Genomic DNA, 21,610 nt, shown 5'->3' on the forward strand with positions numbered 1-21,610 from the left:
AATGCGGCATGACGGAACACTGTTGAAGCGCTATTGCGCAGGCGAGTTCGACCAGGTTTGGCGAGAAATCCGCTCGCATGCGAGCCTCGAAGGTGAGTTCCGCGACGAGGTGATGGAGGTCGCCAATGCGACCATGCGACGGGTCGCCCAAAATGCGGACCTCATCACGGAGCGACTGCAGACCGTCGGCTGGCAGGCCCTATCATCTGAATATCAGGGTCTTCGAACTCCGCCGAAATTGAGCGACGAAGCGATTTTCTCTCGTATTGCCGAGCTTTCCGGAGCGCCGATCCCTCCCACTCTGCTGGCATTCTGGCGTGTGGTTGGTGGCATCAATTGGATATGGGACTACAATTGCGACGGTCGGCCACGGGATCTCGGCTTTGATTTGCCGCCGGAGGAGCACGACGCACTATGCGTCGATGCACCTTCTGTCATAACGTACCTGTTCGATGAATGGATCGATCAGAAGGGAGAGGCAGGTCTCGATCTCCAGCACCGGCTTCGCATCGACCTGGCGCCGGACTGTCTCCACAAGGCAAACATAAGCGGTGGCAGCCCATACTGTATCGAGGTGCCATTTCTCGGCGCCGATCCATTGTTCTCTGACGAGCGGCATGGGTTACCTTTCCTCGACTATTTGCGCCTTGCATTCCGTTGGGCCGGCTTTCCGGGACTGGACCGGCATTGGGCGCGCAAAGACGTCCAGAGCTTCGTAGCCAGATTCGGCAAAGACCTTATCCCTTTTTGAAGCCCGACCCGCCGCAGCCCCCGGCCAGCTCCGCCTCGACCTCGGCGAAGAGCTCGTCCATCATTGCTTTCGGGTTCATGACGAAGTTGCGCGTGAGCTGATAGTGCGGCGTCTCGCTCAGCGAAACCTCGCGTATCACGCGCCCGTCGAACATCAGCAGCTGCGCGCGTGGATAGGCCATCAGGATCGGCGAATGTGTCGCGATGATGAACTGCGATTCGCCCTCCAGCTCGAGCATGCGCATCACTTTCAGGAATTCCAGCTGCCGCCGCGGCGACAAGGCAGCTTCCGGTTCGTCCAGTATGTAGATGCCCTGGCCGTGGAACTTGTTCTGAAACAGCGCGAGGAACGACTCGCCATGCGATTGCTCGTGCAAAGACTTTCCGCCATACGCATCGAGTGAGGCTGGGACCTCCTCGTCGATGTAGCGCGCAAAATTGAAGAAGCTTTCCGCCCGCATGAAAAATCCGCGAGTGATCTTCGGCAGCCACGACAAGCGCAGCGCGTTGCTCAATGGCGATGAGTTAAGATCGGACGAATAGAGGTGATTGCGATTGCCACCACTGAGATTGAATCCGCACTGCCCCGCAATGCCCTCCAGCAGCGTCGATTTCCCAGTACCGTTCTCGCCCACGATGATGGTGATCGGCCGTTCGAAGTCGAGCTGCAGCTTACCGCGCTGGAAGGCGGGAATCGTGAAGGGGAATTCATCCGCCTTCACGCGCTCTTCGAGGAAGCTGAGCCGCTTCAGGAACGGCGGCGGCAGGTTGGTCTTGACAGAACGGCGGCTCATCGGTTGCAACTCCTCTCAAGGAGCCAACCCAAGATTGTCACGCCGCTCTGCGTTCGTCCAGCACCACGCGATAGAGGGTGCGCGGCGCAGTGAGGCCGGAGAGCGCATGGGTGCCGGCCGGCTGGAGGAGGCCGCGGCTTTCTGCCAGGCCTGCCTGGAAGGAATCCGACGCCAGAATCGCGCAGCCCAGGCTCTTGGTCAGCTTCTCCATGCGCGCGGCTTCGTTCACCGCCGGGCCGATCATGGTGAAGTCCAGCCGCTCTGTCGTGCCGACATTGCCGTAGAGCACCTCGCCTTTGTGCAGCGCGATGCCCAGATCGAGGCCGCCGACACCCGCCCCTGCCTGTTCGAGCGACGAGATGTTATGCACGGCAGCCCGCGCCGCGCGCAGGGCCTGCTCGCACACGTTTGCATCCGGCTGCGCGAAGGTCGCGAGGACGCCGTCGCCCATGAATTTCAGGATCTCACCGCCCTCGGACGTGATCGCGGCGCCGACCGAATCGAAATAGCGGTTCAGGGTCGACATCACGAGTTCCGAGCTCGCCTGCTCCGCGAACGCGGTGAAGCCGCGCAGATCGGAGAAGAAGATCGCTGCCTCCAAGTGCTCGATCGAGCCGCGATTGGTGGCGCCCGACCAGACGCGCTGCGCAGCGTCGCTCCCGATATAGGCGCCGAGCAGGGTGCGGGTGATGATCGGCAAAACCGAGGCCTTGATGCTGACGGCGAAGATCGGGAACAGCCGGTTGACCAGCGCCAGGTCCTCCACCGAGAAGCCCTCTGGCCGCTCCGTCGACCACGAGCAGGCCATGCCGAGCGAGCCGGGCGTCTCGAGGATCGACTCCGCTTCGAACCCGGTGACGGCGCCGTACCAGTCGGTGAAGCCGCGTTCCGCCAACTCCTGGAGAACCGGAAAGTCCACCACCGCGTCCGGCCCCTGCAGCAGGCGGCGCATGCGCGGCAGGTGCTCCATAATCATGTGGCGCAGCGGCGAATCCGTCCAGGCGGAGCGGCGGCGCCAGCCATGATCGAATTGCGTGTGATAGAGCGCGCCGTCCGGCTCCCACGTCATGTCGAAGGCCTGGATCAGCGGATGGCGGGTCGACATGCCGAAATAGGCGCGCGCGATCGGCACGCCGCCTTCGATCAGATGCTGAGTGAAGCCGTTGAACAGGTCGGAGAGCGGCCGGTTCCTGAGGCCGCCTTCCGCCAGCCAGTGCTCGAACGCCTTTGCGTCTTCCCCTGCCATCGCCGCCGCGTCAAAACGCCACGCCGAGTTCGCGCAGGCGCGAGGCCGTCTCCGCCGCGCTGCGATGCGCGATCGCATGGAAGCCGAGCGTGTTCGCCGCGTCGGTGTTGTGGATATTGTCGTCGATGAAGACGCAGCGTTCGGCCGGTTCCTCCACATGCGCGAGCAGATGCGCGTAGATGCGCGGATCCGGCTTCACCATGCCGATCCGCCCCGACACCACGACGTGACGAAAACGTTCCAGGAAATCGTATTTGCCTTCGACGTGATGAAATGTCTCAGCCGACCAGTTGGTGAGCCCGTAGAGCGGAACGCCCGCCGCGTGGAGCTGTTCAAGCAGCGCGACGCCGTCATCGAGAATTCCCCGCAGGGTCTTCGGCCACTGGCCGTAGAAAGCACGAATGAGGTCGGCATGATCGGGATAGAGCGCGATCAGCTCGGTCTCCGCCTCGGCGATCAGGCGGCCACAATCCTGTTTCAGGTTCCAGTCGGGAGAGCAGACATGCGTGAGAAACCAGCGACGCTCTTTCTCATCGGGGATCAGCTCGCGATAGAGATATTCTGCGCTCCAATCGAACAGCACGCCGCCGAAGTCGAAAACCACCGCCCTGATATCGGGCATGGACATTGCTCCAAGATTGCCGAAGACGGGTCGATGCTAGTCGTCCGCTTCCCGTCAGGCAATTGCGATATGACATCTCATGTCAAATCGGTGAACCGGAGTCCACGTCACAGTTTCGCCTAAATCCATCATCAAATCGCCGTGCTGTCGCAAGAGAACGGTCAGGCTCGATCGGTAGATTGAGCGTCACGAGTACAGAACAAGGGGAACATCATGAATCCCGGCATTCTCAAATCCAATGCCAAGGCCAAGGCCAGGACTAACAGGACCAAAGGAACGATCGCGCGCTGGATCAGCTTCCTGGCGCTGGTCGCATTGTTCGCGATGGCGACGCTGCCCATCACCTCCGGTCAGCGCGACGTCGCTTTCAAGAAGATCACGCATTGGAGCGAGACATGGCACGGGTAACCCGCGAGTTGAGTGCCGCCTGGATGCGCGAAGCGATCCTGGTGGTGGATGGCGCAGCACCCTCGCGTCATTTCTGGTCGCGCTGGATGGACCGCGCGCTGGCGCCGCATGAAGGCGAGATGGCGATCCAGCGGGCCCCGATCCCCGCCAACGATATCGAGCTGGACGGCGAAGAGCCTCTACAGGGACGAACAGCCGCCTCACCGCAGCCGGCCTTGCGCTACGACTGATCCCATTCCATCTTCCATCCTGACAAGAACGGGCGAACGCCAGCATTTCGGTGCTGGCGTTTCGCTTTTGTTCGCTCTAGAGTCGCGCGGATTTCGAGGAAAAGCCATGTCGAGCAAGCCGCAATATTCCGAGCCGGTGGTGGAAGAGCGCGCGGTCCAGCTTGCCGCCCCGCTGCCCGGCAAGCCGTTCCAATTCGTCTCCGACTTCCGCCCCGCAGGTGACCAGCCGCAGGCGATCCAGGAGCTGACCGAAGGCTTGCTGCGCCGCGAGCGCGACCAGGTGCTGCTGGGCGTCACCGGGTCGGGCAAGACCTTCACCATGGCGCAGGTGATCCAGAATGTGCAGCGCCCGGCGCTCATTCTCGCGCCCAACAAGACGCTGGCGGCCCAGCTCTATGGCGAGATGAGGAGCTTCTTCCCCGAGAACGCGGTCGAGTATTTTGTCTCGTACTACGACTACTACCAGCCGGAGGCTTACGTTCCGCGCACCGACACCTATATCGAGAAGGAATCCTCGCTCAACGAGCAGATCGACCGCATGCGCCACTCGGCGACGCGCGCCTTGTTCGAGCGGCGCGACGTGATCATCGTCGCTTCGGTGTCGTGCATCTACGGCATCGGGTCGCCCGAAACCTATTCCACCATGACCATCAATGTGAAGGCGGGGCAGCATCTCGATCTCAACACCATGCTGCGGCGACTGGTGGAGCTGCAATACAAGCGCAACGACGCCAACTTCTATCGCGGCATGTTCCGCGTGCGGGGCGACAGCTTCGAATTGTTTCCCGCCCACTTGGAGGACCGTGCCTGGCGCTTTTCCCTGTTCGGGGACGAGATCGAGGCGATCCACGAATTCGATCCGCTGACCGGCGAGAAGATGGCCACGTTGGACGAGGTCAAGATCTACGCCAACAGCCACTATGTGACGCCGAAGCCGACGCTGACCCAGGCCTCGTTGCAGATCAAGGAAGATCTCAAGATCCGCCTCAAGGAGTTCGAGGCCAACGGCAAGCTCCTGGAGGCGCAGCGTCTGGAGCAGCGCACGCGCTTCGATCTCGAGATGATCGAGGCGACCGGTTCCTGCGCCGGCATCGAGAACTATTCGCGCTATTTGACTGGCCGCAAACCGGGCGAGCCCCCGCCGACCCTGTTCGAGTATCTGCCGCATGATGCGCTGTTGATCGTTGATGAGAGCCACGTGACGGTGCCGCAACTCGGTGCGATGTTCCGCGGCGACTGGCACCGCAAATCCACGCTGGCGGAATACGGCTTCCGTCTGCCGTCCTGCTGCGACAACCGCCCGCTCAAGTTCGAGGAGTGGGAGCATATGCGGCCGCAGACAGTCTATGTCTCCGCGACGCCAGGCCCGTGGGAGCTGGAACGCACCGGCGGCGTGTTCGTCGAGCAGGTGATCCGCCCGACCGGCCTGATCGATCCGGTCACCATCATCCGCCCGACCGAGAGTCAGGTCGATGACGTGATTGCCGAGTGCAAGGAAGCGGCGGCGAAGGCGCAGCGCGTGCTCATCACCACCCTCACCAAGCGCATGGCGGAAGACTTGACCGAGTATTTGCACGAGGCGGGCATCCGCGTGCGCTACATCCACTCGGACGTCGAGACGCTGGAGCGCATCGAGATCATCCGCGATTTGCGCCTCGGCGCGTTCGATGTGCTGGTGGGCATCAACCTGCTGCGCGAAGGCCTCGACATTCCCGAATGCGCCCTGGTCTGCATCCTCGATGCCGACAAGGAAGGCTTCCTGCGCTCCAAGACGTCGCTGGTGCAGACCATCGGCCGCGCCGCGCGCAACCTCGACGGGCGTGTCATCCTCTATGCCGACACCATGACCGAATCGCTGCAATATGCGATCGACGAGACCAACCGGCGTCGCGAGAAGCAACAGGTCTACAACGCCGCCAACGGCATCACGCCGGAATCGGTGCGCAAACAGATCGGCGACATCCTGCAGTCGGTCTACGAGCAGGATCACGTGACGGTGGACACCGGCGTTTCCGGCGAGGCGCACCTGCTTGGCCACAATCTCAAGGCCACCATCGCCGATCTCGAAAAGAAGATGCGCGAGACGGCCGCCAACCTGGAGTTCGAGGACGCCGCCCGCATCCGCGACGAGATCCGTCGCCTCGAGGCGATGGATCTGGAGATCCCGGTCGGCGGCGGCGGCGTGATGGGCGCCGGCGGCCTGAAACAGTCCGGCCTCGCTTCGCCCAAGTTCGGCTCCTACAAGGGCGCGCCCGCCGGAATCGTGCGCGGCCGCTCAAAAGCCGGCCGCCCGGGCCAAGCGCCGAAATTCAAGGGCAAGGGACGGCGACGTTGACGCGCGCTGTTCACTGGCACGGGCCGCCATCCTGGATTCTGAAGTTCGACAGTTCGAGGAACTTGATGGGATGCGGCCAGCTTTCGTAGCTTCCCAAGCTCGCTCTGACAGGGCAGCTGCTGGTGTAGACTAAACGATTGTCCGGCGCTTTCATCGCCGCATCGTACTTCAGATCCATTGGCAGATGGCTCTGCAGCGACAGCATCATGCCGCTATCGATTTCTTTAAAGCTCACCTCGATCGCATTTGGCAGATGTCCACCAGTAGGTTTCGGCACGGCACTCACAATTTTGTCGTCCTGAATCTCGAAGGCGATCACGAACTGTTCGCCGGGAAAAATCACGATCGCGCCCTTATCGTTGATATAGGGCACGCCGTTCGACCGGCACGACATGGCGCCGCATTGTCTTGAACTGTCCCCCTGAGCGGTTGCTGCCATCATGGACGCCATCGGGAGCGGCTCCGGCGCGGGCGGCGCGGAGCAGCCGGCGAGCAAGCCCGCCAGCACCGCCACCAGTCCTGACAGCGCAGATCCAATCATTCGTCGAAAGCCCCTCAACATATCCTCCCCCAAAATTTTCTTAGACCTTCGTCTTATCCGACCTAGGTCTGCCTGCCTAGCCATGGACAACGTCGCCGGCCAATGCTTCCCTAGGGCATGTCCCAGTCGACGCTGATCCTCGGCCTGTCGGTGGCCTATCTCGGCCTGCTGTTCGTGATTGCGCATTTTGGCGAGCAGCGCGCCGCGAGCTGGTCGCGCAGCCGCGCCGGGCCGATCATCTATGCCCTTTCCCTCGCCATTTATTGCACCTCCTGGACGTTCTATGGCGCGGTTGGGCGCGCGGCGACCGTCGGGCTCGACTTCTCGCTGATCTATGTCGGCCCGGCGCTGGTTATCCTGTTCGGCTGGCCGGTCCTGGCCAAGATCATACGCCTTGCCAAGCGCCATAACGTCACGTCGATCGCCGACTTCCTGGCCGCGCGCTACGGCAAGAGCCGCGCCGTCGCGGTGATCGTCACGCTAATCGCGACCGTCGGCGTTGTGCCCTATATCGCGCTGCAGCTGCAGGCGGTCTCCACCACGTTCGCGGCGCTTGCCGGGCCGATCACCATCTCGCCGGCAACGGGGCAGCCGGTCTGGTACGACACAGCCTTCATCGTCGCGCTGCTGATGGCGATTTTCACCATCCTGTTCGGTGTGCGCCACGTGCAGGCGAGCGAGCAGCATCGCGGCATGATGCTGGCAATCGCGTTCGAATCCTTCGTCAAGCTGGCAGCCTTGCTGGCGGTCGGGCCGTTCGTGGTGTGGGGTTTGTTCGACGGCCTCTCCGATCTGGCGGAGGCCGTCAATCGCACGGTCCACAATCCGGCGCTCACCACTCTGGCCGTGGACGGCAATTGGGTGGCGATCACGTTGTTGTCGGGGCTTGCTTTCCTGTGTCTGCCGCGCCAGTTCCACGTGGCGGTGGTGGAGCATGACCACCCGAAGAGCCTGAGCCGCGCGCGCTGGCTGTTCCCGCTCTACATGCTGCTGATCAACCTGTTCGTGGTGCCGATCGCGCTCGCCGGCCTCGCGCTGCTCGGGCCCGGGCACAATCCGGACCTGTTCGTGCTCTCCCTGCCGCTGCTCGGCGGCAATGACTGGCTGTCGATCTTCGTCTTCATCGGCGGTCTGTCGGCGGCAACTTCGATGGTGGCGGTTGCGTGCATGGCGCTCTCCGGCATGGTCGGCAACGAGCTGGTGATGCCGCTGCTGCTGCGCCGGAACGAGGAGATGAAGGGCAACATCGGCCGGCGCGCGCTTCTGGTGCGGCGCCTCTCCGTCGTCGCGATCCTGCTCGCCGCGTATGCCTATCACCGCACCATCGCGGGATTGCTGCCGCTCGCCACCATCGGCATGGTGTCCTTCTGCGCGGTCGCCAATTTCGCGCCGGCCCTGGTGCTCGGGCTCTATTGGCGGCGCATGCATCGCTATGGCGTGATCGCGGGGCTGGCCGCCGGGTTCTTCGTGTGGTTCGCCGCCGTGCTGTGGCCGACGCTGGAACAAGGCGCGGCCTTGCTGGTCCTGCCGGAGATCGGGCCGCTCGCCTGGGTAGATCCGATGCCGCGCGGATTCCTGGTGGCGCTGACGGTCAACATCGCGTTGCTGATCGGCGTGTCGCTGCTGACCCGGCCGGAGGGACGCGACGAACGTCAGGCTGCGGCCTTCGTCGGCGACATGGAGCCCGACGCCCTGGTCGCCGAGCCGCGCGAGCAGGCGCGCGATCTGGTGCAGTTGCAGGAACTGGCAGCCCGCTTCATCGGCGAGGAACGCGCCGCAGAGGCGTTCGCCGGCGTCACGGTCTCCGGCCCCGCGGCCTACGAGTTCGTGGAGCGGTTGCTGTCCGGCACCATCGGCGCCGCGTCCGCCCGCGTGGTGGTGGGAACAGCGCGCCGGCGCGCCTTGTGGATGCCGGGATCGGTGCGCGAGGTGCTGCACGATGCCACCGCGGCCATCCGCTACAATGCCGACCTCCTGCGCAAGACCCTTGATCACGTCGGCCTCGGCATCGCGGTATTCGATTCCGAGGGCAAGCTGGAAATCTGGAACGAGCGCTTCGCGATGCTGGTTGGCGTTCCCCGCGAGTTGCTGGCGACCGGCGTGTCCGCCGCGCAGCTCGCCGACCAGGCGCCCATCCTGGCGGAGCTGACCGCCTGGAACGCGCCGCCCATGCGCGAGCTGCGCCTGCCCGACGGCAGTTTCACCGATCTGCGCATCGATCCTCTGACCGGCGGCGGCATCGTGGTGACCGCCAGCGACGTGACCGAGCGCGTGCGCGCCGCCGAAGCCCTGCGCGACAGCGAGAGGCGCATCCGTATCGTCACCGACAACGTGCCCGTCCTCATCGCCTATGTCGATCGCGATCAGCGCTATCACTTCACCAACCGGGCCTACCAGGCCACCATGCGCACGGTGCCGTCCGAGACCGAGGGGCGGCACGTGCGAGAGATCCTGGGCGAAGCGCGCTATCACCGCCTGCTGCCGTATATCGAGGCCGTGCTGGCCGGCACGCCACAGTATTTCGAGATCGACTTCCCGACCAATGATGCACAGATCGAGGCCGCCAGCGGTACCTACCTGCCGCATTTCGACGCCCAGGGCCAGGTGGTCGGCTTCTTCCTGCTCTATGTCGACATCACCGAGCGGCGGCGCGCCGAAGCGGCGCTGCGCATCGCCAACGAATCGCTCGAGCGCCGGGTTGCACAACGGACGGCGGAACTGGAAGCAGCACGCGCCAGGGCGGAGGAAGCCAACATCGACAAGACGCGCTTCATCGCCGCCGCCAGCCACGATCTGTTGCAGCCGCTCCACGCCGCGCGGCTGTTCGTGGCGGCGATGGCGGAGCGCCACCCCCGCGACGATCTGGTGGAGAAGATCGACCATGGCCTGGGCGCGGTCGAATCCCTGCTCGATGCGCTGCTCGATATCGCCAAGCTCGATGCCGGCGCGGTGAAGCCGGAGGTGCGCGCCGTCCCCGTCTGGCCGCTGCTCGATTCGCTCGTCGCCTCCTTCGCCCCGATCGCGGAAAAGCAGGGTGTCGAGCTGCGCTGCGTGCCCACCACCGCCGTCACCAAGAGCGATCCCGCCCTGCTGCGCCGGGTGCTGCAGAATTTTCTCTCCAACGCCATCCGCTATAGCCATCAGCCCGGCAAGCGTGCCCGTGTGCTCCTGGGATGCCGGCGCGGACCGGAACTCAGGATCTCGGTCTTCGATAACGGCCCCGGCATCGCGCCGGAGCAGCAGCAGATGGTGTTCCGGGAATTCACGCGCCTGCGCGCGCCGACACGCGATAACGAACGTGGCCTTGGCCTCGGCCTTGCGATTGTCGACAGGATCGCGCGCGTGCTCGGCCATCGCATCCAGCTGCGCTCGCAGCTCGGCAAGGGCTCCACGTTTTCGATTACGGTCCCGCTGGCGCCGGTCTCTGAAGTGCGCATGCCCGCTGGTGCCCCCGTCGCGCCCCGCTCGCGCCGCTTTGTCCACGCGCCCCTCGTCCTCTGCATCGACGACGAGAAGCAGGTGCGCGAAGGCATGGCGGTCCTGCTCGGCTCCTGGGGCTGCGAGACGGTGGTGGCCGAGAACGCTGACGATGTCCTCGGCCAGATCGGGGCGGCGGGCCGCCCGCCGGACCTGCTGCTGATCGACTTGCACCTTGGCGATGGCGAGAACGGCTTTGCGGTCATCGCGCGCCTGCGCCAGCTTTGGGGAGCCGACCTGCCCGCGGCCTTGATCACCGCCACGCGCGATCCGGCAGTGGTCGCGATCGCCCGCACCCAGCGTGTCGATGTCCTGCTGAAGCCGGTGAAGCCCGCTCAGCTGCGCGCCCTGATCGCGCAGCGCGCGGCGAGCGCGGAGTAGCTAAGCCTCGTCCGCGACCGGGGCGGGCGGCGGTGCTGCGGCGGGTTCCAGCGCCAGGCGCTGTGCGAGCACGATGGCCTGGGTGCGGGAATGGACGCCCATCTTGCGCAGAATCTCCGTCACGTGCGCCTTCACCGTTGCCTCGCCGATTTGCATGTCATAGGCAATGATCTTGTTGGGCTTGCCCTCCGCCATCAGCGCGAACACACGGTGCTGCTGCGGCGTCATGCGTGCAGCACGGGCGGCAAGATCGGCATCCGACGGCGACAGCGCGCCGTCGCCGGCGCTGGGCGGCAGGATGATCTCGCCCCGCATCGCCGCACGGACCGAGGCGATGATCTCCTCCATCGGCGCCGACTTGGGAATGAAGCCGGCGGCTCCCATCTCCACTACCTGGCGCATCGCTGCCGGATTGCGAGTCGCCGACACGATGACGAGCGGCGCGCTCGGATAGTTGGCGCGCAGCATTGAAACGCCGGTCAGCCCCTGCATGCCCGGCATGTCAAGATCGAGGATGACGAGATCAATATCAGGCCGGGCCGCGATGGCGGCACTGGCCTCGTCCAGCGTGCCGGCAAGTGTGACGTCCGCCTTGGCGAAGGCCCCGCGCAGGGCGAGCGCCAACGCATCCCGCACCATGGGATGATCGTCCGCTACGATAAACGCGAGTTCCGGCAGCTCCTTGCCCTCCGCCAGCCTGGATGGCTGAAGGTAGCACAGATCGCGGCGTGGCTCATGCTCTCGACCGGCGTGCCTTGATTCCGGGTCCAGCGACAGCCAGGATACGATCTTCACGCTCTTTCCAGCGATTCGGGGCCTGATGCCCAACCAACCCGCCAACCAGAATGCTCTCAAGATCGCCCTGGTGACGGGGGCAGCCAGGCGCATCGGCAAGGCCATTGCCTTGGCCTTGGCCGAGCAGGGCTGGCACGTGGCGATCCACTACCGCAGCTCCGCCGCCAAGGCGGAAGCCGTGGCGGCGGAGGCGCGCCTGCGGGGCGTCAAGGCCATGACGGTGGAAGCGGACCTCACCAACGAGCGCGAGGTCGAGACCATCATTCCGAAGGTCGCGGAGCAGCTTGGACAGGTAAGCCTCCTGGTCAACAACGCCTCGGCGTTCGAGATGGACAAGGCCGAGACCGTCACTCGCGCCAGCTGGGACAAGCACATCGAGACCAACCTGCGCGCGCCCTTCGTCCTCTCCCAGGCCTTCGCGCGCCAGTTCACGGCCGATCGCGGCGGCAACATCATCAACCTGCTGGACCAGCGTGTGTGGAAGCTGACGCCCTATTTCGTCAGCTACACCGTCGCGAAGATGGGCCTCTGGACCCTGACGCGCACGCTCGCCCTGTCCTACGCGCCGCGCATCCGGGTCAATGGCATCGGGCCTGGCCCCACGCTGCCCTCGCCCCGCCAGACGCCGGAGCAGTTCGCCCAGCAATCGGCCGCGATGCCGCTCGGCCACGGCGCCACGGCGCGGGAGATTGCGCGTGCCGTTTTGTTCATCCTGGACTCACCTTCGATGACCGGGCAGATGATCGCGCTGGACGGCGGTGAGCACTTGGGCTGGCAGGTGCCCGGCAAGGGCTTTCAGCCGCGCGAATAGAGCCCTAATTCCCACAACAATACGGTGGAATCCCTGGCCTGTTCGCGGCGATTCTCTTCGCGCGCGGAATAGATTCGCCCTCGGCCAATCCCTATATTAGGGTCGTTGGTATGGCCGCTGTGCGGCCCGGAATTGCGAACCATCGGTGAGAGCCCCAGGGTGCGGCTCTCCTCACAACAGCCCCAGAGTGCGGCGAGCGTCCGAAAGGATCCAAGCCATCATGTCGTCTCCCGCGGAGAGAGTGACCGCCTTGCCGGCCGCCTTGCACGGCCGCACCATGAAAGTGCTCGTGCGCGATCTGATCCTGCCCAGCCGGATTGGCGTCTACAGCCACGAGAAGCACGGCGAGCAGCGCGTGCGCATCAATCTGGAGCTGACCTGCGTCGAGCACCCGGCCATCAATGACGAGCATCGCAACGTCGTCTGCTATGCCGAGGTGGTCGAGGGCATCCGCCGGCTCCTGAGCGAAGGCCACATCAACCTGGTCGAGACCCTCGCCGAGCGGATTGCCGCCCAGTGCCTGGAGGACCACCGCGTCCTCGACGTCAAGGTGCGGGTCGAAAAGCTGGACGTGATGCCGGAAGCGAGCGCGGTCGGCGTGGAGATCGAGCGGCACCGCGTTAATCGTTAATTTCGGCGCCTCAAATGCGATCAGCAGGCCTGCTCAACCCCTGCGATTCGCGCGGGAATCCGCCAGTTTTTCGATCACTATAGTGACAAAATGGCGGAGTCCTGCGGCTTCCGAGGCAAGTTGTGCACAGAGCCCTAGGCGAGTCTAGGTGTCCAGAAAGAGTCAAGTACTGATTCGAGTCTGTGACGATCCGATGACCAGATGATTCAATGAAATCACGTGATTTCAGATGGATAGCAGTTTGTGCCTCATTTTTATGCAACAAGGGGGAGCCGCGGGAATCCGAGACTGACACATTTGTGCAGCGGCTTTTTCGACAGACTTATCCACAGGATTCGTGGATATCTGAGTGGTTGGTCAAACGACGACTCCCGATTGGTAAATGGAACCGCGGAATCCTGCGATTTGGCCCTCCAAAACTTGTCCGGCAGCGACACATCTATGGATCGGGCGGCGCCATTTGACCGGCGACCTTGCGCAGCGTAATCGACGCTCATGAGCTCCAAAGCGAACAGACCCGACCCTGTCGAGGCGATCGACGATCAGCCCGAGCCGGTGGAAATGCCGGCGGGCGGCCTTGGCCATGGGCTGGAGGTGATACGCGAGCAGGTGAAGACCCTGCCGGCGGGGCCGGGCGTCTATCGCATGATCAATGCACGCGGCGATGTGCTCTATGTCGGCAAGGCGCGGGATCTCCGCAAGCGCGTATCGTCCTATACCCAGATCTATCGTCTCGATGCGCGGCTTCAGCGCATGGTGGCGGAGACGGCTACCATGGAATTCGTCGCGACCCATACTGAGGTCGAGGCGCTGCTGCTGGAAGCCAACCTCATCAAGCGCTATCTGCCGCGCTACAACGTGCTGCTGCGCGACGACAAGAGCTTCCCCTACATCGCCATCACCGGCGATCATCCGGTGCCGCAGATCACCAAGCATCGCGGCGCGCGCAACCGGCCCGGCGAGTATTTCGGCCCCTTCGCCTCCGCCGGCGCGGTCAACCGCACCATCGTCGCCCTGCAGCGCGCCTTTCTGCTACGCAATTGCAGCGACAGCATGTTCGCGATGCGCACGCGCCCCTGCCTGCAGTATCAGATCAAGCGCTGCTCGGCGCCCTGCGTGCAGCGCATCTCGGTCGAGGATTACGGCGAGCTGGTGCGCGAGGCTCGCGATTTCCTGACTGGCAAGAGCCGGGAGATCCAGGACCGCCTGGTGTTGGAGATGCGCGAAGCAAGCGACGCGCTGGACTTCGAGCGCGCGGCGCGCCTACGCGATCGCATCCAGGCGCTCACCCAGATCCAGTCGCGCCAGGATATCAACCTCGCGGGCGTCGAGGAGGCGGATGTCATCGCGCCCTGGCAGGAAGCCGGCCAGACTTGCATCCAGGTCTTCTTCTTCCGCAACCACGGGAACTACGGCAACCGCGCCTACTTCCCCTCGCATGACAAGAGCGCGGAGTTGCCGGACGTACTCGCCGCCTTCATGGGCCAGTTCTACGAGAACAAGCAGCCGCCGCGCCTCATCCTGGTGAGCCAGGAGCCGACCGAGTGCGAGCTGCTGGCCGAAGCGCTCAGCGTGCGCGCCGGCGCGAAGGTCGAGATCCTGGCGCCACAGCGCGGCGACAAGCGCAAGGCGTTGGACCATGCGCTGCTGAACGCCAAGGAAGCATTGATCCGCCGCATCGCCGAATCCGGCACGCAGCAGAAATTGCTGCGCGGCATTGCCGATCTGTTTGGGCTCGATCATCCGCCGAAGCGCATCGAGGTCTATGACAACAGCCACATCTCCGGCACCAACCCGTATGGCGCGATGATCGTCGCCGGGCCGGAGGGCTTTATGAAGAATCAGTATCGCAAGTTCGCGATCCGGCCGGTAATACAGAGCACGCCGCCAGTGCAACAAGCGGCGGAACTGGGACCCGCCGGCGAGGTTCGCACGGACGAGGCGGAGAGCGAGGCCGAACGTGCGGCCGTCGCGATGGACGACGCATCGATCAAGATCGAAATCCAGCCCGGTGACGACTACGCCATGATGCGGCAAGTCCTGACACGGCGCTTTTCCCGCGCCATCCGCGAGGACCCGGAGCGGCAAGGCGGCACCTGGCCGGACCTCGTGCTGATCGATGGCGGCCTTGGCCAGCTTTCCGCCGCGACGGATGTTTTCCGCGAGCTTGGAATCGATGTGCCGGTCGCCGCCATTGCGAAGGGTCCCGACCGCAATGCCGGACGCGAGCGCTTTTTCCTGCCGGGGCGCGAGCCGTTCCTGCTCGATCCCAAGAACCCCGTGCTCTATTTCCTGCAGCGGCTGCGCGACGAAGCGCACCGGTTCGTGATCGGCGCCCATCGAGCCAAGCGCTCGGCCCAGATCGGCAAGTCGGAGCTGGACCAGATCGCCGGCATCGGCGCCAAGCGCAAGAAGGCGCTGTTGCTGCATTTCGGCTCGGCGCGCGCGGTCGCGCGTGCGGGTCTTTCAGATCTGTGCGCCGTCGAAGGCATCAACGAAACCGTCGCCAGGAAGATCTATGACCATTTTCACGGCGGCTAGGCGACGTGCGATGGAACCGAATGGAACGCCAGGATTTGACATAAAGGCCGGCAAGACACATGAGGGCCGCGACACGCCGCCTGTGACACCTTCTGGGCGATTTGCTATGCTCGCCGCCAATTGGAGCCAGATTCGCCTTCCATGCTGAATTTCGCCAACATTCTCACCATGTCGCGCATCGCGGCGATTCCCGCGATCGTAGGCTTCATGTTGCTGCCGGGCCTGGTGTGGCATTGGATCGCGCTGGTCCTGTTCATCATCGCCTGCGTGACCGACTGGTTCGACGGCTATATCGCGCGACGCCTGGACCAGGTCTCGCCGCTCGGCCGCTTCCTTGATCCGATCGCCGACAAGCTGGTGGTCGCTGCTGTCCTGCTGATCCTCGTCTCGATCCAGCACATCGACAACTGGTCTATCCTGGCTGCCCTCATCATTCTGTGCCGTGAGATCCTGGTTTCCGGCTTGCGCGAGTTCCTGGCGGAGCTGCGGGTCGGTGTGCCGGTCAGCATGCTCGCCAAATGGAAGACGGCCGTGCAGATGGTCGCGCTCGGGTTCCTGATCGTCGCGAAACCCGAAAGCGAAGTGCCGATCAACGCCATGCTGATCGGCGAAATCCTGCTGTGGATTGCCGCCGGCCTGACCCTGATCACCGGCTACGATTACATGATGATCGGCCTGAAGCACATGGCCGAGCAGCCGACAAAGCCTCAGGCTGGCCGGTCCCCCGACGCATGAAGATCCTTGGTCTGGGCGGGTGGAGCGGTGCCGGCAAGACGACACTGCTCAGCAAGCTGATCCCCGAGCTCATCCGCCGCGGCGTCAGCGTCTCCACCATGAAGCACGCCCATCACGGCTTCGATGTCGACCAGCCCGGCAAGGACTCCTACGTCCACCGCCAGGCCGGCGCGACCGAAGTACTGATCGCATCGGAGAAGCGCTGGGCCTTGATGCACGAGCTGCGGCAAGACCAGGAGCCGAGCGCGGCGGATCTCACGAAGCACATGAGCCCCGTCGACCTGCTGCTGGTCGAAGGCTTCAAGCGCGAGCCGCACGACAAGCTGGAAATCTATCGCGCGGAGAACGGCAAGCCCCTGCTCTCCACCGGCGATGCGACCTATGTCGCGATCCTCACCGACACGCCGGTCGAGGGCACCAATCTACCGGTGATCGATCTCAACGCCATCCCCGCCATCGCCGACTTCATCGTGAAGCACTGCGGGCTCAAAGCGAAGCCATGATGTCCCGCGCCAGGGCCAGCGTCACCTTGCGCTGCTGCGCCAAGGCAGCGCGATCGATGCGCGCGACGATGTCGGCGGCGGCCGCGAAGGAGCGCTCCACGCGGCTCGCCACATAGCGCAGCACATCCTCGTTCACCTCGAGACCGCGATCGGCAAACTGCTTGGCCATCACGGCAATCAGCAGATCGTCGTCGGGCGCGGCTAGTGCGACGGCCGGGATGCTGGCGAGGCGCGAAGCGAGATCGGGCAGCGCAACCGGCCAGCGCGCCGGCGGCGTTTCGCTGACGATCAGCAGATGCCCGCCGGCCTCACGGAGGCGATTGTAGAGATGCAGCAGGGCGGCGTCCGGCCAGCCCTGCGGCTCATCGAGCACGACCGATTGCGGCACATCCTCGGCCGGCGCGCGTTCCAGAAACGCCGCCTGGCTGCGCGCCTGCCAGACATGCGCCAGATGGGACTTGCCCGAACCCTTTGGCCCGTGGATGGCGAGCGCATGCGCGGGCCAGTCGGGCCAGCGGTCGATCCACGCCACCGCATCGCGATTGCCGGGCGCGATCACGAAATCGGCCATGCCGAGAGCCGGGCGGTATTCCAGGTCGAGCGGAAGCTGCTGGGGTGCCATCAGTCGCGGGAATCGGGCGCGGTCGGATCCTCGGGCTCCACCAGCGAAATGGCGGGCGGCGCGGTACCGAGATAGAGCTTGCTGGCGCGGTATTGCCCGATGCTGAAGCGCACCAGCACGCCGATCACCGCCGCCAGCGGCACCGCCAGCAGCAGGCCGACGAAGCCGAACAGGGCGCCGCCCGCCAGCAGCGCAAAGATCACCCAGACCGGATGCAGTCCCACGCGGTCGCCCACCAGCTTGGGCGTGAGGAAGTTGCCCTCGACTGCCTGGCCCACGATGAAGATGATGGCGACCAGGGCGACCATCCACCAGTCGTCGTAGTGACCGATCGCAACGGCGACGGAAACGACGAACCCCGTGAGCGATCCGACATAGGGAACGAAGGTCAGGAGGCCGGCGATCAGCCCGATGATGATCCCGAACGGCAGGCCGACGATCATCAGCGCGGTCCCATAGAACAGCGCAAGGATCAAGCAGACCATCGACTGGCCGCGCGCGAACCCGGCCAGCGTGCGATCGACGAGTCCGGCCTGGGTGCGGATCACGCCGGCGTGGTGGCGCGGCAGGAGTTCGTCGATCTTCGCCACCAGCCGGTCCCAGTCGCGTAGCAAGTAGAACGTGACGACGGGGGTGATGAAGATCAGCGACAGCAGATTTGCGAAGGCTAATCCTTGGCCCACGAGCTGCTGCAGGATGTTGGCGAGCCAGGTGAGCGCCGAGCCGAAGCGCGTGCGCGCGATCTGTGTCAGCTCCTCCGGCGGGGGCAGGTCCAGCCGCTGCTGAAGCTGCAGGTAATACGGCTCGATGCGTCCATAGGTCTGGGAGATGAGGTCGGGCAGGCTGCCCAGAAATGCCACCGCCTGCTGCACCACCAGCGGAACAATCAGCAGCAGAAGCAGGATCACGACGATTGCGAAGACCGCCGTCACGATCGTGGTCGCCAGGGTTCGTGACGTGCCCACTCGTTCCAGCCGGTCGCACATTGGATCCAGCATGTACGCGATCGCCATGCCCGCCACGAAGGGCAGCAGGATGCCCTTCAGCAGCACCAAAAGGGCGATGAACACGACAAGCGCGATACCCCAGATCTTGGCTTGGGTCGTAAGAGTCATGCGGCTTTATTGCGGCACGGCCGGCTCGTTCGGCACCGCCGGCTGATTCATCTGGCTGGGCAGCGGGGCCGGGGCAGGCGGCTGACCGACGCTGGCATTCGCGTCCTGGCGCAGCGTGCCCTTGCTCGGATCGCCGATGGCCATTGCCAGCGAGAGACTCTGTTGTGCCAGCGAGCGCTGGAATTGCGGCAGATCGCCGAGGAAAGTGATGTCGAGGACCGCCAGTGTGCGGGTGAGGCTGACCAGCTGCACGGACTTCAGCGACGGCACTCCACCCAGCTGCTTCTTGATATCGACCCACTGTTTGAGGCTGCTGATCGGCACCTCGACCGTCATGCGCGACTGCTTGCTGGCATCCACCAGATTGGCTTGCTTCCACTCGCTCTGCACCCACGCGATGGTGCGATCGGCACTCTGTCCCAACAGATCGTCGATTGCCGTCGCATCGCCGGTCACGCTATCGCTGAAGCTCTTCGGCGTCTCGCGGCTGTAGCGCGTGGCGGTGATCGCCAGCGTCTGCTTGCCGTCTTCTCCAGGCGGCGACGCGCGCGCTTCCGCCACCAGCACGTCGCCGGCGCCATAACGCTCCGCCAAGGCTGTGAGACGCGGCAGATCACCCGCCAGCGCCTGGGTCGCAGAGAGGGTGCTGGTGTCGGATACATCGCCGCTCGGCAGGATCATTGGCACCAGGCTGACGTTCGGCGCCTTGACGCTCCATGCCCCCAGCCAGAGATTGGCCGGACCCCACAGGTTGCTGTTGCCGGCTTCATCGGTATAGACCGGCAGTACCAATAGGCGCTTGGTCTGCATCTGCGCGAACGCGACATTGTTGCCGGCGAGAAACTGCTGCACCGGCTCCGCCATGAAGCGGAAGGTGAAGCGGCCGATGTAGCGGGTCGCAGACGTCTTCTCCTGCTCGATCTGGAAATCCTGCACCCAGCCGGAGATCACGTCGTCGCTGGGCAGGGTCAGCGAGGCCACGCGGTCCGCCGGCGCGATATCGCTCAACACCTTCTGCAGGGCCTTGCGCTGGCCCTCCAGCAGCGCCTGGTCACGCAGGGTCGCGATGTCGCCGGTGATGTCCACGTCAATGCCGGTCGCCGTGTAGACCTGACCCGCCTGCGCCCATGCCGCCCCAGCGGAAAGCACCAGCAGAAGCACCGCCAGAAGCACGCGGCAGTGCCGCCGGATGATCGTCAATGCCATTGCAACGGGCCTCGAAATCCTTATTGTCCGGACCGCACCGCTTATAGCCCATCGCCGGGGAGGATGCCATAACCCGCCCACCGCAGGAGACAGCCAAATCCAATGCCGGCAATGGCTTGACCTATCGCGAGGCTGGCGTCGATATCGATGCCGGAGAAGCCTTGGTCGAGGCAATCAAGCCGCTCGCCAAGGCGACCGCGCGCAGCGGTTCGGATGCGGGTCTCGGCGGCTTCGGCGCCTTCTTCGATCTGAAAGCCGCTGGCTATCGCGACCCCTTGCTGGTCTCCACCACCGACGGCGTCGGGACCAAGCTGAAGGTCGCGATCGAGGCCAGCCGGCATGACAGCGTCGGCATCGACCTCGTCGCCATGTGCGTCAACGACCTGGTGGTGCAGGGCGCGGAGCCCTTGTTCTTCCTCGACTACTTCGCGACCGGCAAGCTCGACGTCGCCGCGGCACGCGTGATCATCGCCGGTATCGCGGATGGCTGCAAACAGGCGGGCTGCGCCCTGGTCGGCGGCGAGACGGCGGAGATGCCCGGCATGTACGCCAAGGGCGACTACGACCTCGCCGGCTTCGCAGTCGGCGCGGTGGAGCGCGACCGGGCGCTGACCGGCGCCGACGTCAAAGAGGGCGACGTGGTTCTCGGCCTCGCGTCGAGCGGCGTGCACTCCAATGGCTTCTCCCTGGTGCGCAAGATCGTCGAGCAAGCCGGCGTCGGCTGGACCGAGCCTTGCCCCTTCGAGACGCGCAGGTCGCTGGGCGAGGCGCTGATGACGCCGACGCGGATCTATGTGAAGAGCGCGCTGGCAGCCATCAAAGCCGGCGGCGTCAAGGCGTTGGCGCACATCACCGGCGGCGGTCTGGTCGACAATGTGCCGCGCGTGCTGCCCGATGCCCTGCAAGCCGACATCGACGGTTCGAGCTGGAAGCTGCCATCGGTATTCGGCTGGCTCATGAAGACCGGCGGCGTGCCGCGCGAGGACATGACCCGAACCTTCAATTGCGGCATCGGCATGATTGCCGTCGTTGCGCCCGATTCGGAAGCGCGTATCACTCAAGTGCTGAAGGATCACGGCGAGACGGTCTATCGCATCGGCAGCATCGTGCCGCGCGCGAGCGGCGCCGAGGGCTGCATCGTGCGCAACATCGGCCACTGGTAGGTCATGCCGGTGCCGCTGAAAGTGGCCGTCCTGATCTCCGGGCGCGGCTCCAATCTGCAAGCCCTGATCGACGCATTCAAAGGGCCCGACAGCCCGGTGAGGATCGTGTTGGTGCTTTCCAACAAGGCGGATGCGCTTGGGCTGGAGCGTGCGGCCAAGGCCGGGCTCAAGACAGAAATCATCGATCACAGGGCTTTTGCGACGCGCGACGATTTCGATATTGCGATGGACCGCGAGATCCGCGCCGCCGGCGCAGAGTTCGTGGCGCTGGCCGGTTTCATGCGCCTGTTGACGCCGCAATTCGTGACGACTTGGCAGGATCGGCTGATCAACATCCATCCGGCCCTGCTGCCGGCCTTTCCCGGCCTTGACACGCATCGGCGCGCCCTGAACGCCGGCGTGCGCTTCCATGGCGCCACGGTGCATTTCGTGCGGCACGAGACCGACATGGGCCCCATCATCGCGCAAGCTGCCGTTCCCGTCCTGTCGGGTGATGATGAAAGCACCCTCGCCGCGCGCGTTCTGGCGACAGAGCACAAGCTCTATCCCTTGGCGCTTCGATTGATCGCCGAAGGCAGAGTGCGCGTGGAAGAAGAGCGCGCAATCGTCAGTGATGAACCGGCCGCGGATGGCGTTCTATTCAACCCGGCGCTTCCGCAATGAGTCATCGAGTAGGGCATCTGCGCAGCGCTGCGCTTGTTGCT

The 21,610-nt window shown here is 64.5% G+C and carries 20 protein-coding genes; 12 read left to right on the forward strand and 8 right to left on the reverse strand.

The window, feature by feature from the left end:
• Position 1 precedes the first annotated feature (1 nt).
• The gene (locus DTX69_RS16715) at positions 2–751 is read left to right on the forward strand and encodes a hypothetical protein (protein ID WP_119302699.1); all 750 of its coding nucleotides are present in this window, start codon (positions 2–4) and stop codon (positions 749–751) included.
• On the opposite strand, the gene DTX69_RS16720 is transcribed toward DTX69_RS16715, so the two are convergent.
• From DTX69_RS16720 to DTX69_RS16730, 3 genes are read right to left on the reverse strand one after another with little or no spacing between them, the layout of a single operon-like run.
• Positions 738–1,544, reverse strand: coding sequence for an AAA family ATPase (locus DTX69_RS16720; protein WP_119302700.1), 807 nt, complete (start codon positions 1,542–1,544; stop codon positions 738–740). The genes DTX69_RS16715 and DTX69_RS16720 overlap by 14 nt on opposite strands.
• A gap of 37 nt (positions 1,545–1,581) precedes the next feature.
• Positions 1,582–2,790, reverse strand: coding sequence for an adenylate/guanylate cyclase domain-containing protein (locus DTX69_RS16725; RefSeq protein WP_162917285.1), 1,209 nt, complete (start codon positions 2,788–2,790; stop codon positions 1,582–1,584).
• A 10-nt stretch (positions 2,791–2,800) separates the two neighbouring features.
• Positions 2,801–3,412, reverse strand: coding sequence for an HAD family hydrolase (locus DTX69_RS16730; RefSeq protein WP_119302861.1), 612 nt, complete (start codon positions 3,410–3,412; stop codon positions 2,801–2,803).
• A 213-nt stretch (positions 3,413–3,625) separates the two neighbouring features.
• On the opposite strand from DTX69_RS16730, the gene DTX69_RS16735 reads away from it, so the two are divergent.
• The 3 genes from DTX69_RS16735 (at position 3,626) to uvrB (ending at position 6,385) form a co-directional block, all read left to right on the forward strand.
• On the forward strand, positions 3,626–3,820 hold the full coding sequence (locus DTX69_RS16735) for a hypothetical protein (protein WP_119302702.1): 195 nt from the start codon (positions 3,626–3,628) through the stop codon (positions 3,818–3,820).
• On the forward strand, positions 3,808–4,050 hold the full coding sequence (locus tag DTX69_RS16740) for a hypothetical protein (protein ID WP_162917286.1): 243 nt from the start codon (positions 3,808–3,810) through the stop codon (positions 4,048–4,050). The genes DTX69_RS16735 and DTX69_RS16740 overlap by 13 nt, the downstream gene beginning before the upstream one ends.
• Positions 4,051–4,156: 106 nt before the next feature.
• Positions 4,157–6,385, forward strand: coding sequence for an excinuclease ABC subunit UvrB (gene uvrB, locus DTX69_RS16745; RefSeq protein ID WP_119302704.1), 2,229 nt, complete (start codon positions 4,157–4,159; stop codon positions 6,383–6,385).
• A gap of 10 nt (positions 6,386–6,395) precedes the next feature.
• On the opposite strand, the gene DTX69_RS16750 is transcribed toward uvrB, so the two are convergent.
• Positions 6,396–6,926, reverse strand: coding sequence for a hypothetical protein (locus tag DTX69_RS16750; RefSeq protein ID WP_119302705.1), 531 nt, complete (start codon positions 6,924–6,926; stop codon positions 6,396–6,398).
• 117 nt (positions 6,927–7,043) lie between these two features.
• On the opposite strand from DTX69_RS16750, the gene DTX69_RS16755 reads away from it, so the two are divergent.
• Complete coding sequence (locus tag DTX69_RS16755) at positions 7,044–10,784, forward strand: NahK/ErcS family hybrid sensor histidine kinase/response regulator (protein WP_119302706.1); 3,741 nt, start codon at positions 7,044–7,046, stop codon at positions 10,782–10,784.
• Here DTX69_RS16755 and DTX69_RS30225 read toward each other — a convergent pair whose 3' ends face one another.
• Positions 10,785–11,579, reverse strand: a complete 795-nt coding sequence (locus tag DTX69_RS30225; protein WP_162917287.1) for a response regulator — start codon at positions 11,577–11,579, stop codon at positions 10,785–10,787.
• 25 nt (positions 11,580–11,604) lie between these two features.
• Between DTX69_RS30225 and DTX69_RS16765 the strand changes: the two genes are divergently transcribed.
• The 5 genes from DTX69_RS16765 to mobB all read left to right on the forward strand — a co-directional run bounded on the left by DTX69_RS16765 (position 11,605) and on the right by mobB (position 16,800).
• Complete coding sequence (locus tag DTX69_RS16765; RefSeq protein WP_119302707.1) at positions 11,605–12,390, forward strand: SDR family oxidoreductase; 786 nt, start codon at positions 11,605–11,607, stop codon at positions 12,388–12,390.
• A gap of 220 nt (positions 12,391–12,610) precedes the next feature.
• Positions 12,611–13,021 carry a dihydroneopterin aldolase gene (gene folB, locus DTX69_RS16770; RefSeq protein WP_119302708.1) on the forward strand — a complete coding sequence of 137 codons (411 nt, stop codon included), beginning with the start codon at positions 12,611–12,613 and terminating at the stop codon, positions 13,019–13,021.
• Between the two features lie 561 nt (positions 13,022–13,582).
• Entirely contained in the window at positions 13,583–15,562 is a 1,980-nt protein-coding gene (uvrC, locus tag DTX69_RS16775; protein WP_119302862.1) for an excinuclease ABC subunit UvrC, read from the forward strand.
• 141 nt (positions 15,563–15,703) lie between these two features.
• Positions 15,704–16,297 (forward strand): CDP-diacylglycerol--glycerol-3-phosphate 3-phosphatidyltransferase, encoded by a 594-nt coding sequence (gene pgsA / locus DTX69_RS16780; RefSeq protein WP_119302709.1) that lies wholly within the window; start codon positions 15,704–15,706, stop codon positions 16,295–16,297.
• Positions 16,294–16,800: a molybdopterin-guanine dinucleotide biosynthesis protein B gene (mobB, locus tag DTX69_RS16785; RefSeq protein WP_119302710.1), complete on the forward strand. Its 507-nt coding sequence runs from the start codon at positions 16,294–16,296 to the stop codon at positions 16,798–16,800. Before pgsA ends, mobB begins: the two co-directional genes overlap by 4 nt.
• Here mobB and DTX69_RS16790 read toward each other — a convergent pair.
• From DTX69_RS16790 to DTX69_RS16800, 3 genes are read right to left on the reverse strand one after another with little or no spacing between them, the layout of a single operon-like run.
• Positions 16,784–17,422, reverse strand: a complete 639-nt coding sequence (locus tag DTX69_RS16790; protein ID WP_119302711.1) for an HdaA/DnaA family protein — start codon at positions 17,420–17,422, stop codon at positions 16,784–16,786. The two genes, mobB and DTX69_RS16790, sit on opposite strands and share 17 nt — an antisense overlap.
• Positions 17,422–18,537 carry an AI-2E family transporter gene (locus tag DTX69_RS16795; protein ID WP_119302712.1) on the reverse strand — a complete coding sequence of 372 codons (1,116 nt, stop codon included), beginning with the start codon at positions 18,535–18,537 and terminating at the stop codon, positions 17,422–17,424. Before DTX69_RS16795 ends, DTX69_RS16790 begins: the two co-directional genes overlap by 1 nt.
• A 6-nt stretch (positions 18,538–18,543) precedes the next feature.
• On the reverse strand, positions 18,544–19,743 hold the full coding sequence (locus DTX69_RS16800) for a DUF2066 domain-containing protein (protein ID WP_119302713.1): 1,200 nt from the start codon (positions 19,741–19,743) through the stop codon (positions 18,544–18,546).
• Between the two features lie 116 nt (positions 19,744–19,859).
• On the opposite strand from DTX69_RS16800, the gene purM reads away from it, so the two are divergent.
• Both purM and purN read left to right on the forward strand, forming a co-directional pair.
• Positions 19,860–20,906 (forward strand): phosphoribosylformylglycinamidine cyclo-ligase, encoded by a 1,047-nt coding sequence (purM, locus tag DTX69_RS16805; protein WP_322090894.1) that lies wholly within the window; start codon positions 19,860–19,862, stop codon positions 20,904–20,906.
• Positions 20,907–20,909: 3 nt separating this feature from the next.
• Positions 20,910–21,569 carry a phosphoribosylglycinamide formyltransferase gene (gene purN / locus DTX69_RS16810; protein WP_119302715.1) on the forward strand — a complete coding sequence of 220 codons (660 nt, stop codon included), beginning with the start codon at positions 20,910–20,912 and terminating at the stop codon, positions 21,567–21,569.
• Positions 21,570–21,610: the final 41 nt, after the last annotated feature.

Source organism: Dongia deserti (assembly GCF_003574735.1).
Taxonomy (GTDB): Bacteria; Pseudomonadota; Alphaproteobacteria; order Dongiales; family Dongiaceae; genus Dongia_A; species Dongia_A deserti.

Bases quoted from the DNA above. Each gene is read 5' to 3' on its own strand.
- DTX69_RS16715 (WP_119302699.1), top strand. From the start codon at position 2: ATGCGGCATGACGGAACACTGTTGAAGCGCTATTGCGCAGGCGAGTTC.
- DTX69_RS16720 (WP_119302700.1), bottom strand. From the start codon at position 1,544: ATGAGCCGCCGTTCTGTCAAGACCAACCTGCCGCCGCCGTTCCTGAAG.
- DTX69_RS16725 (WP_162917285.1), bottom strand. From the start codon at position 2,790: ATGGCAGGGGAAGACGCAAAGGCGTTCGAGCACTGGCTGGCGGAAGGC.
- DTX69_RS16730 (WP_119302861.1), bottom strand. From the start codon at position 3,412: ATGCCCGATATCAGGGCGGTGGTTTTCGACTTCGGCGGCGTGCTGTTC.
- DTX69_RS16735 (WP_119302702.1), top strand. From the start codon at position 3,626: ATGAATCCCGGCATTCTCAAATCCAATGCCAAGGCCAAGGCCAGGACT.
- DTX69_RS16740 (WP_162917286.1), top strand. From the start codon at position 3,808: ATGGCACGGGTAACCCGCGAGTTGAGTGCCGCCTGGATGCGCGAAGCG.
- uvrB (WP_119302704.1), top strand. From the start codon at position 4,157: ATGTCGAGCAAGCCGCAATATTCCGAGCCGGTGGTGGAAGAGCGCGCG.
- DTX69_RS16750 (WP_119302705.1), bottom strand. From the start codon at position 6,926: ATGATTGGATCTGCGCTGTCAGGACTGGTGGCGGTGCTGGCGGGCTTG.
- DTX69_RS16755 (WP_119302706.1), top strand. From the start codon at position 7,044: ATGTCCCAGTCGACGCTGATCCTCGGCCTGTCGGTGGCCTATCTCGGC.
- DTX69_RS16765 (WP_119302707.1), top strand. From the start codon at position 11,605: ATGCCCAACCAACCCGCCAACCAGAATGCTCTCAAGATCGCCCTGGTG.
- folB (WP_119302708.1), top strand. From the start codon at position 12,611: ATGTCGTCTCCCGCGGAGAGAGTGACCGCCTTGCCGGCCGCCTTGCAC.
- uvrC (WP_119302862.1), top strand. From the start codon at position 13,583: ATGCCGGCGGGCGGCCTTGGCCATGGGCTGGAGGTGATACGCGAGCAG.
- pgsA (WP_119302709.1), top strand. From the start codon at position 15,704: ATGCTGAATTTCGCCAACATTCTCACCATGTCGCGCATCGCGGCGATT.
- mobB (WP_119302710.1), top strand. From the start codon at position 16,294: ATGAAGATCCTTGGTCTGGGCGGGTGGAGCGGTGCCGGCAAGACGACA.
- DTX69_RS16790 (WP_119302711.1), bottom strand. From the start codon at position 17,422: ATGGCACCCCAGCAGCTTCCGCTCGACCTGGAATACCGCCCGGCTCTC.
- DTX69_RS16795 (WP_119302712.1), bottom strand. From the start codon at position 18,537: ATGACTCTTACGACCCAAGCCAAGATCTGGGGTATCGCGCTTGTCGTG.
- DTX69_RS16800 (WP_119302713.1), bottom strand. From the start codon at position 19,743: ATGGCATTGACGATCATCCGGCGGCACTGCCGCGTGCTTCTGGCGGTG.
- purN (WP_119302715.1), top strand. From the start codon at position 20,910: ATGCCGGTGCCGCTGAAAGTGGCCGTCCTGATCTCCGGGCGCGGCTCC.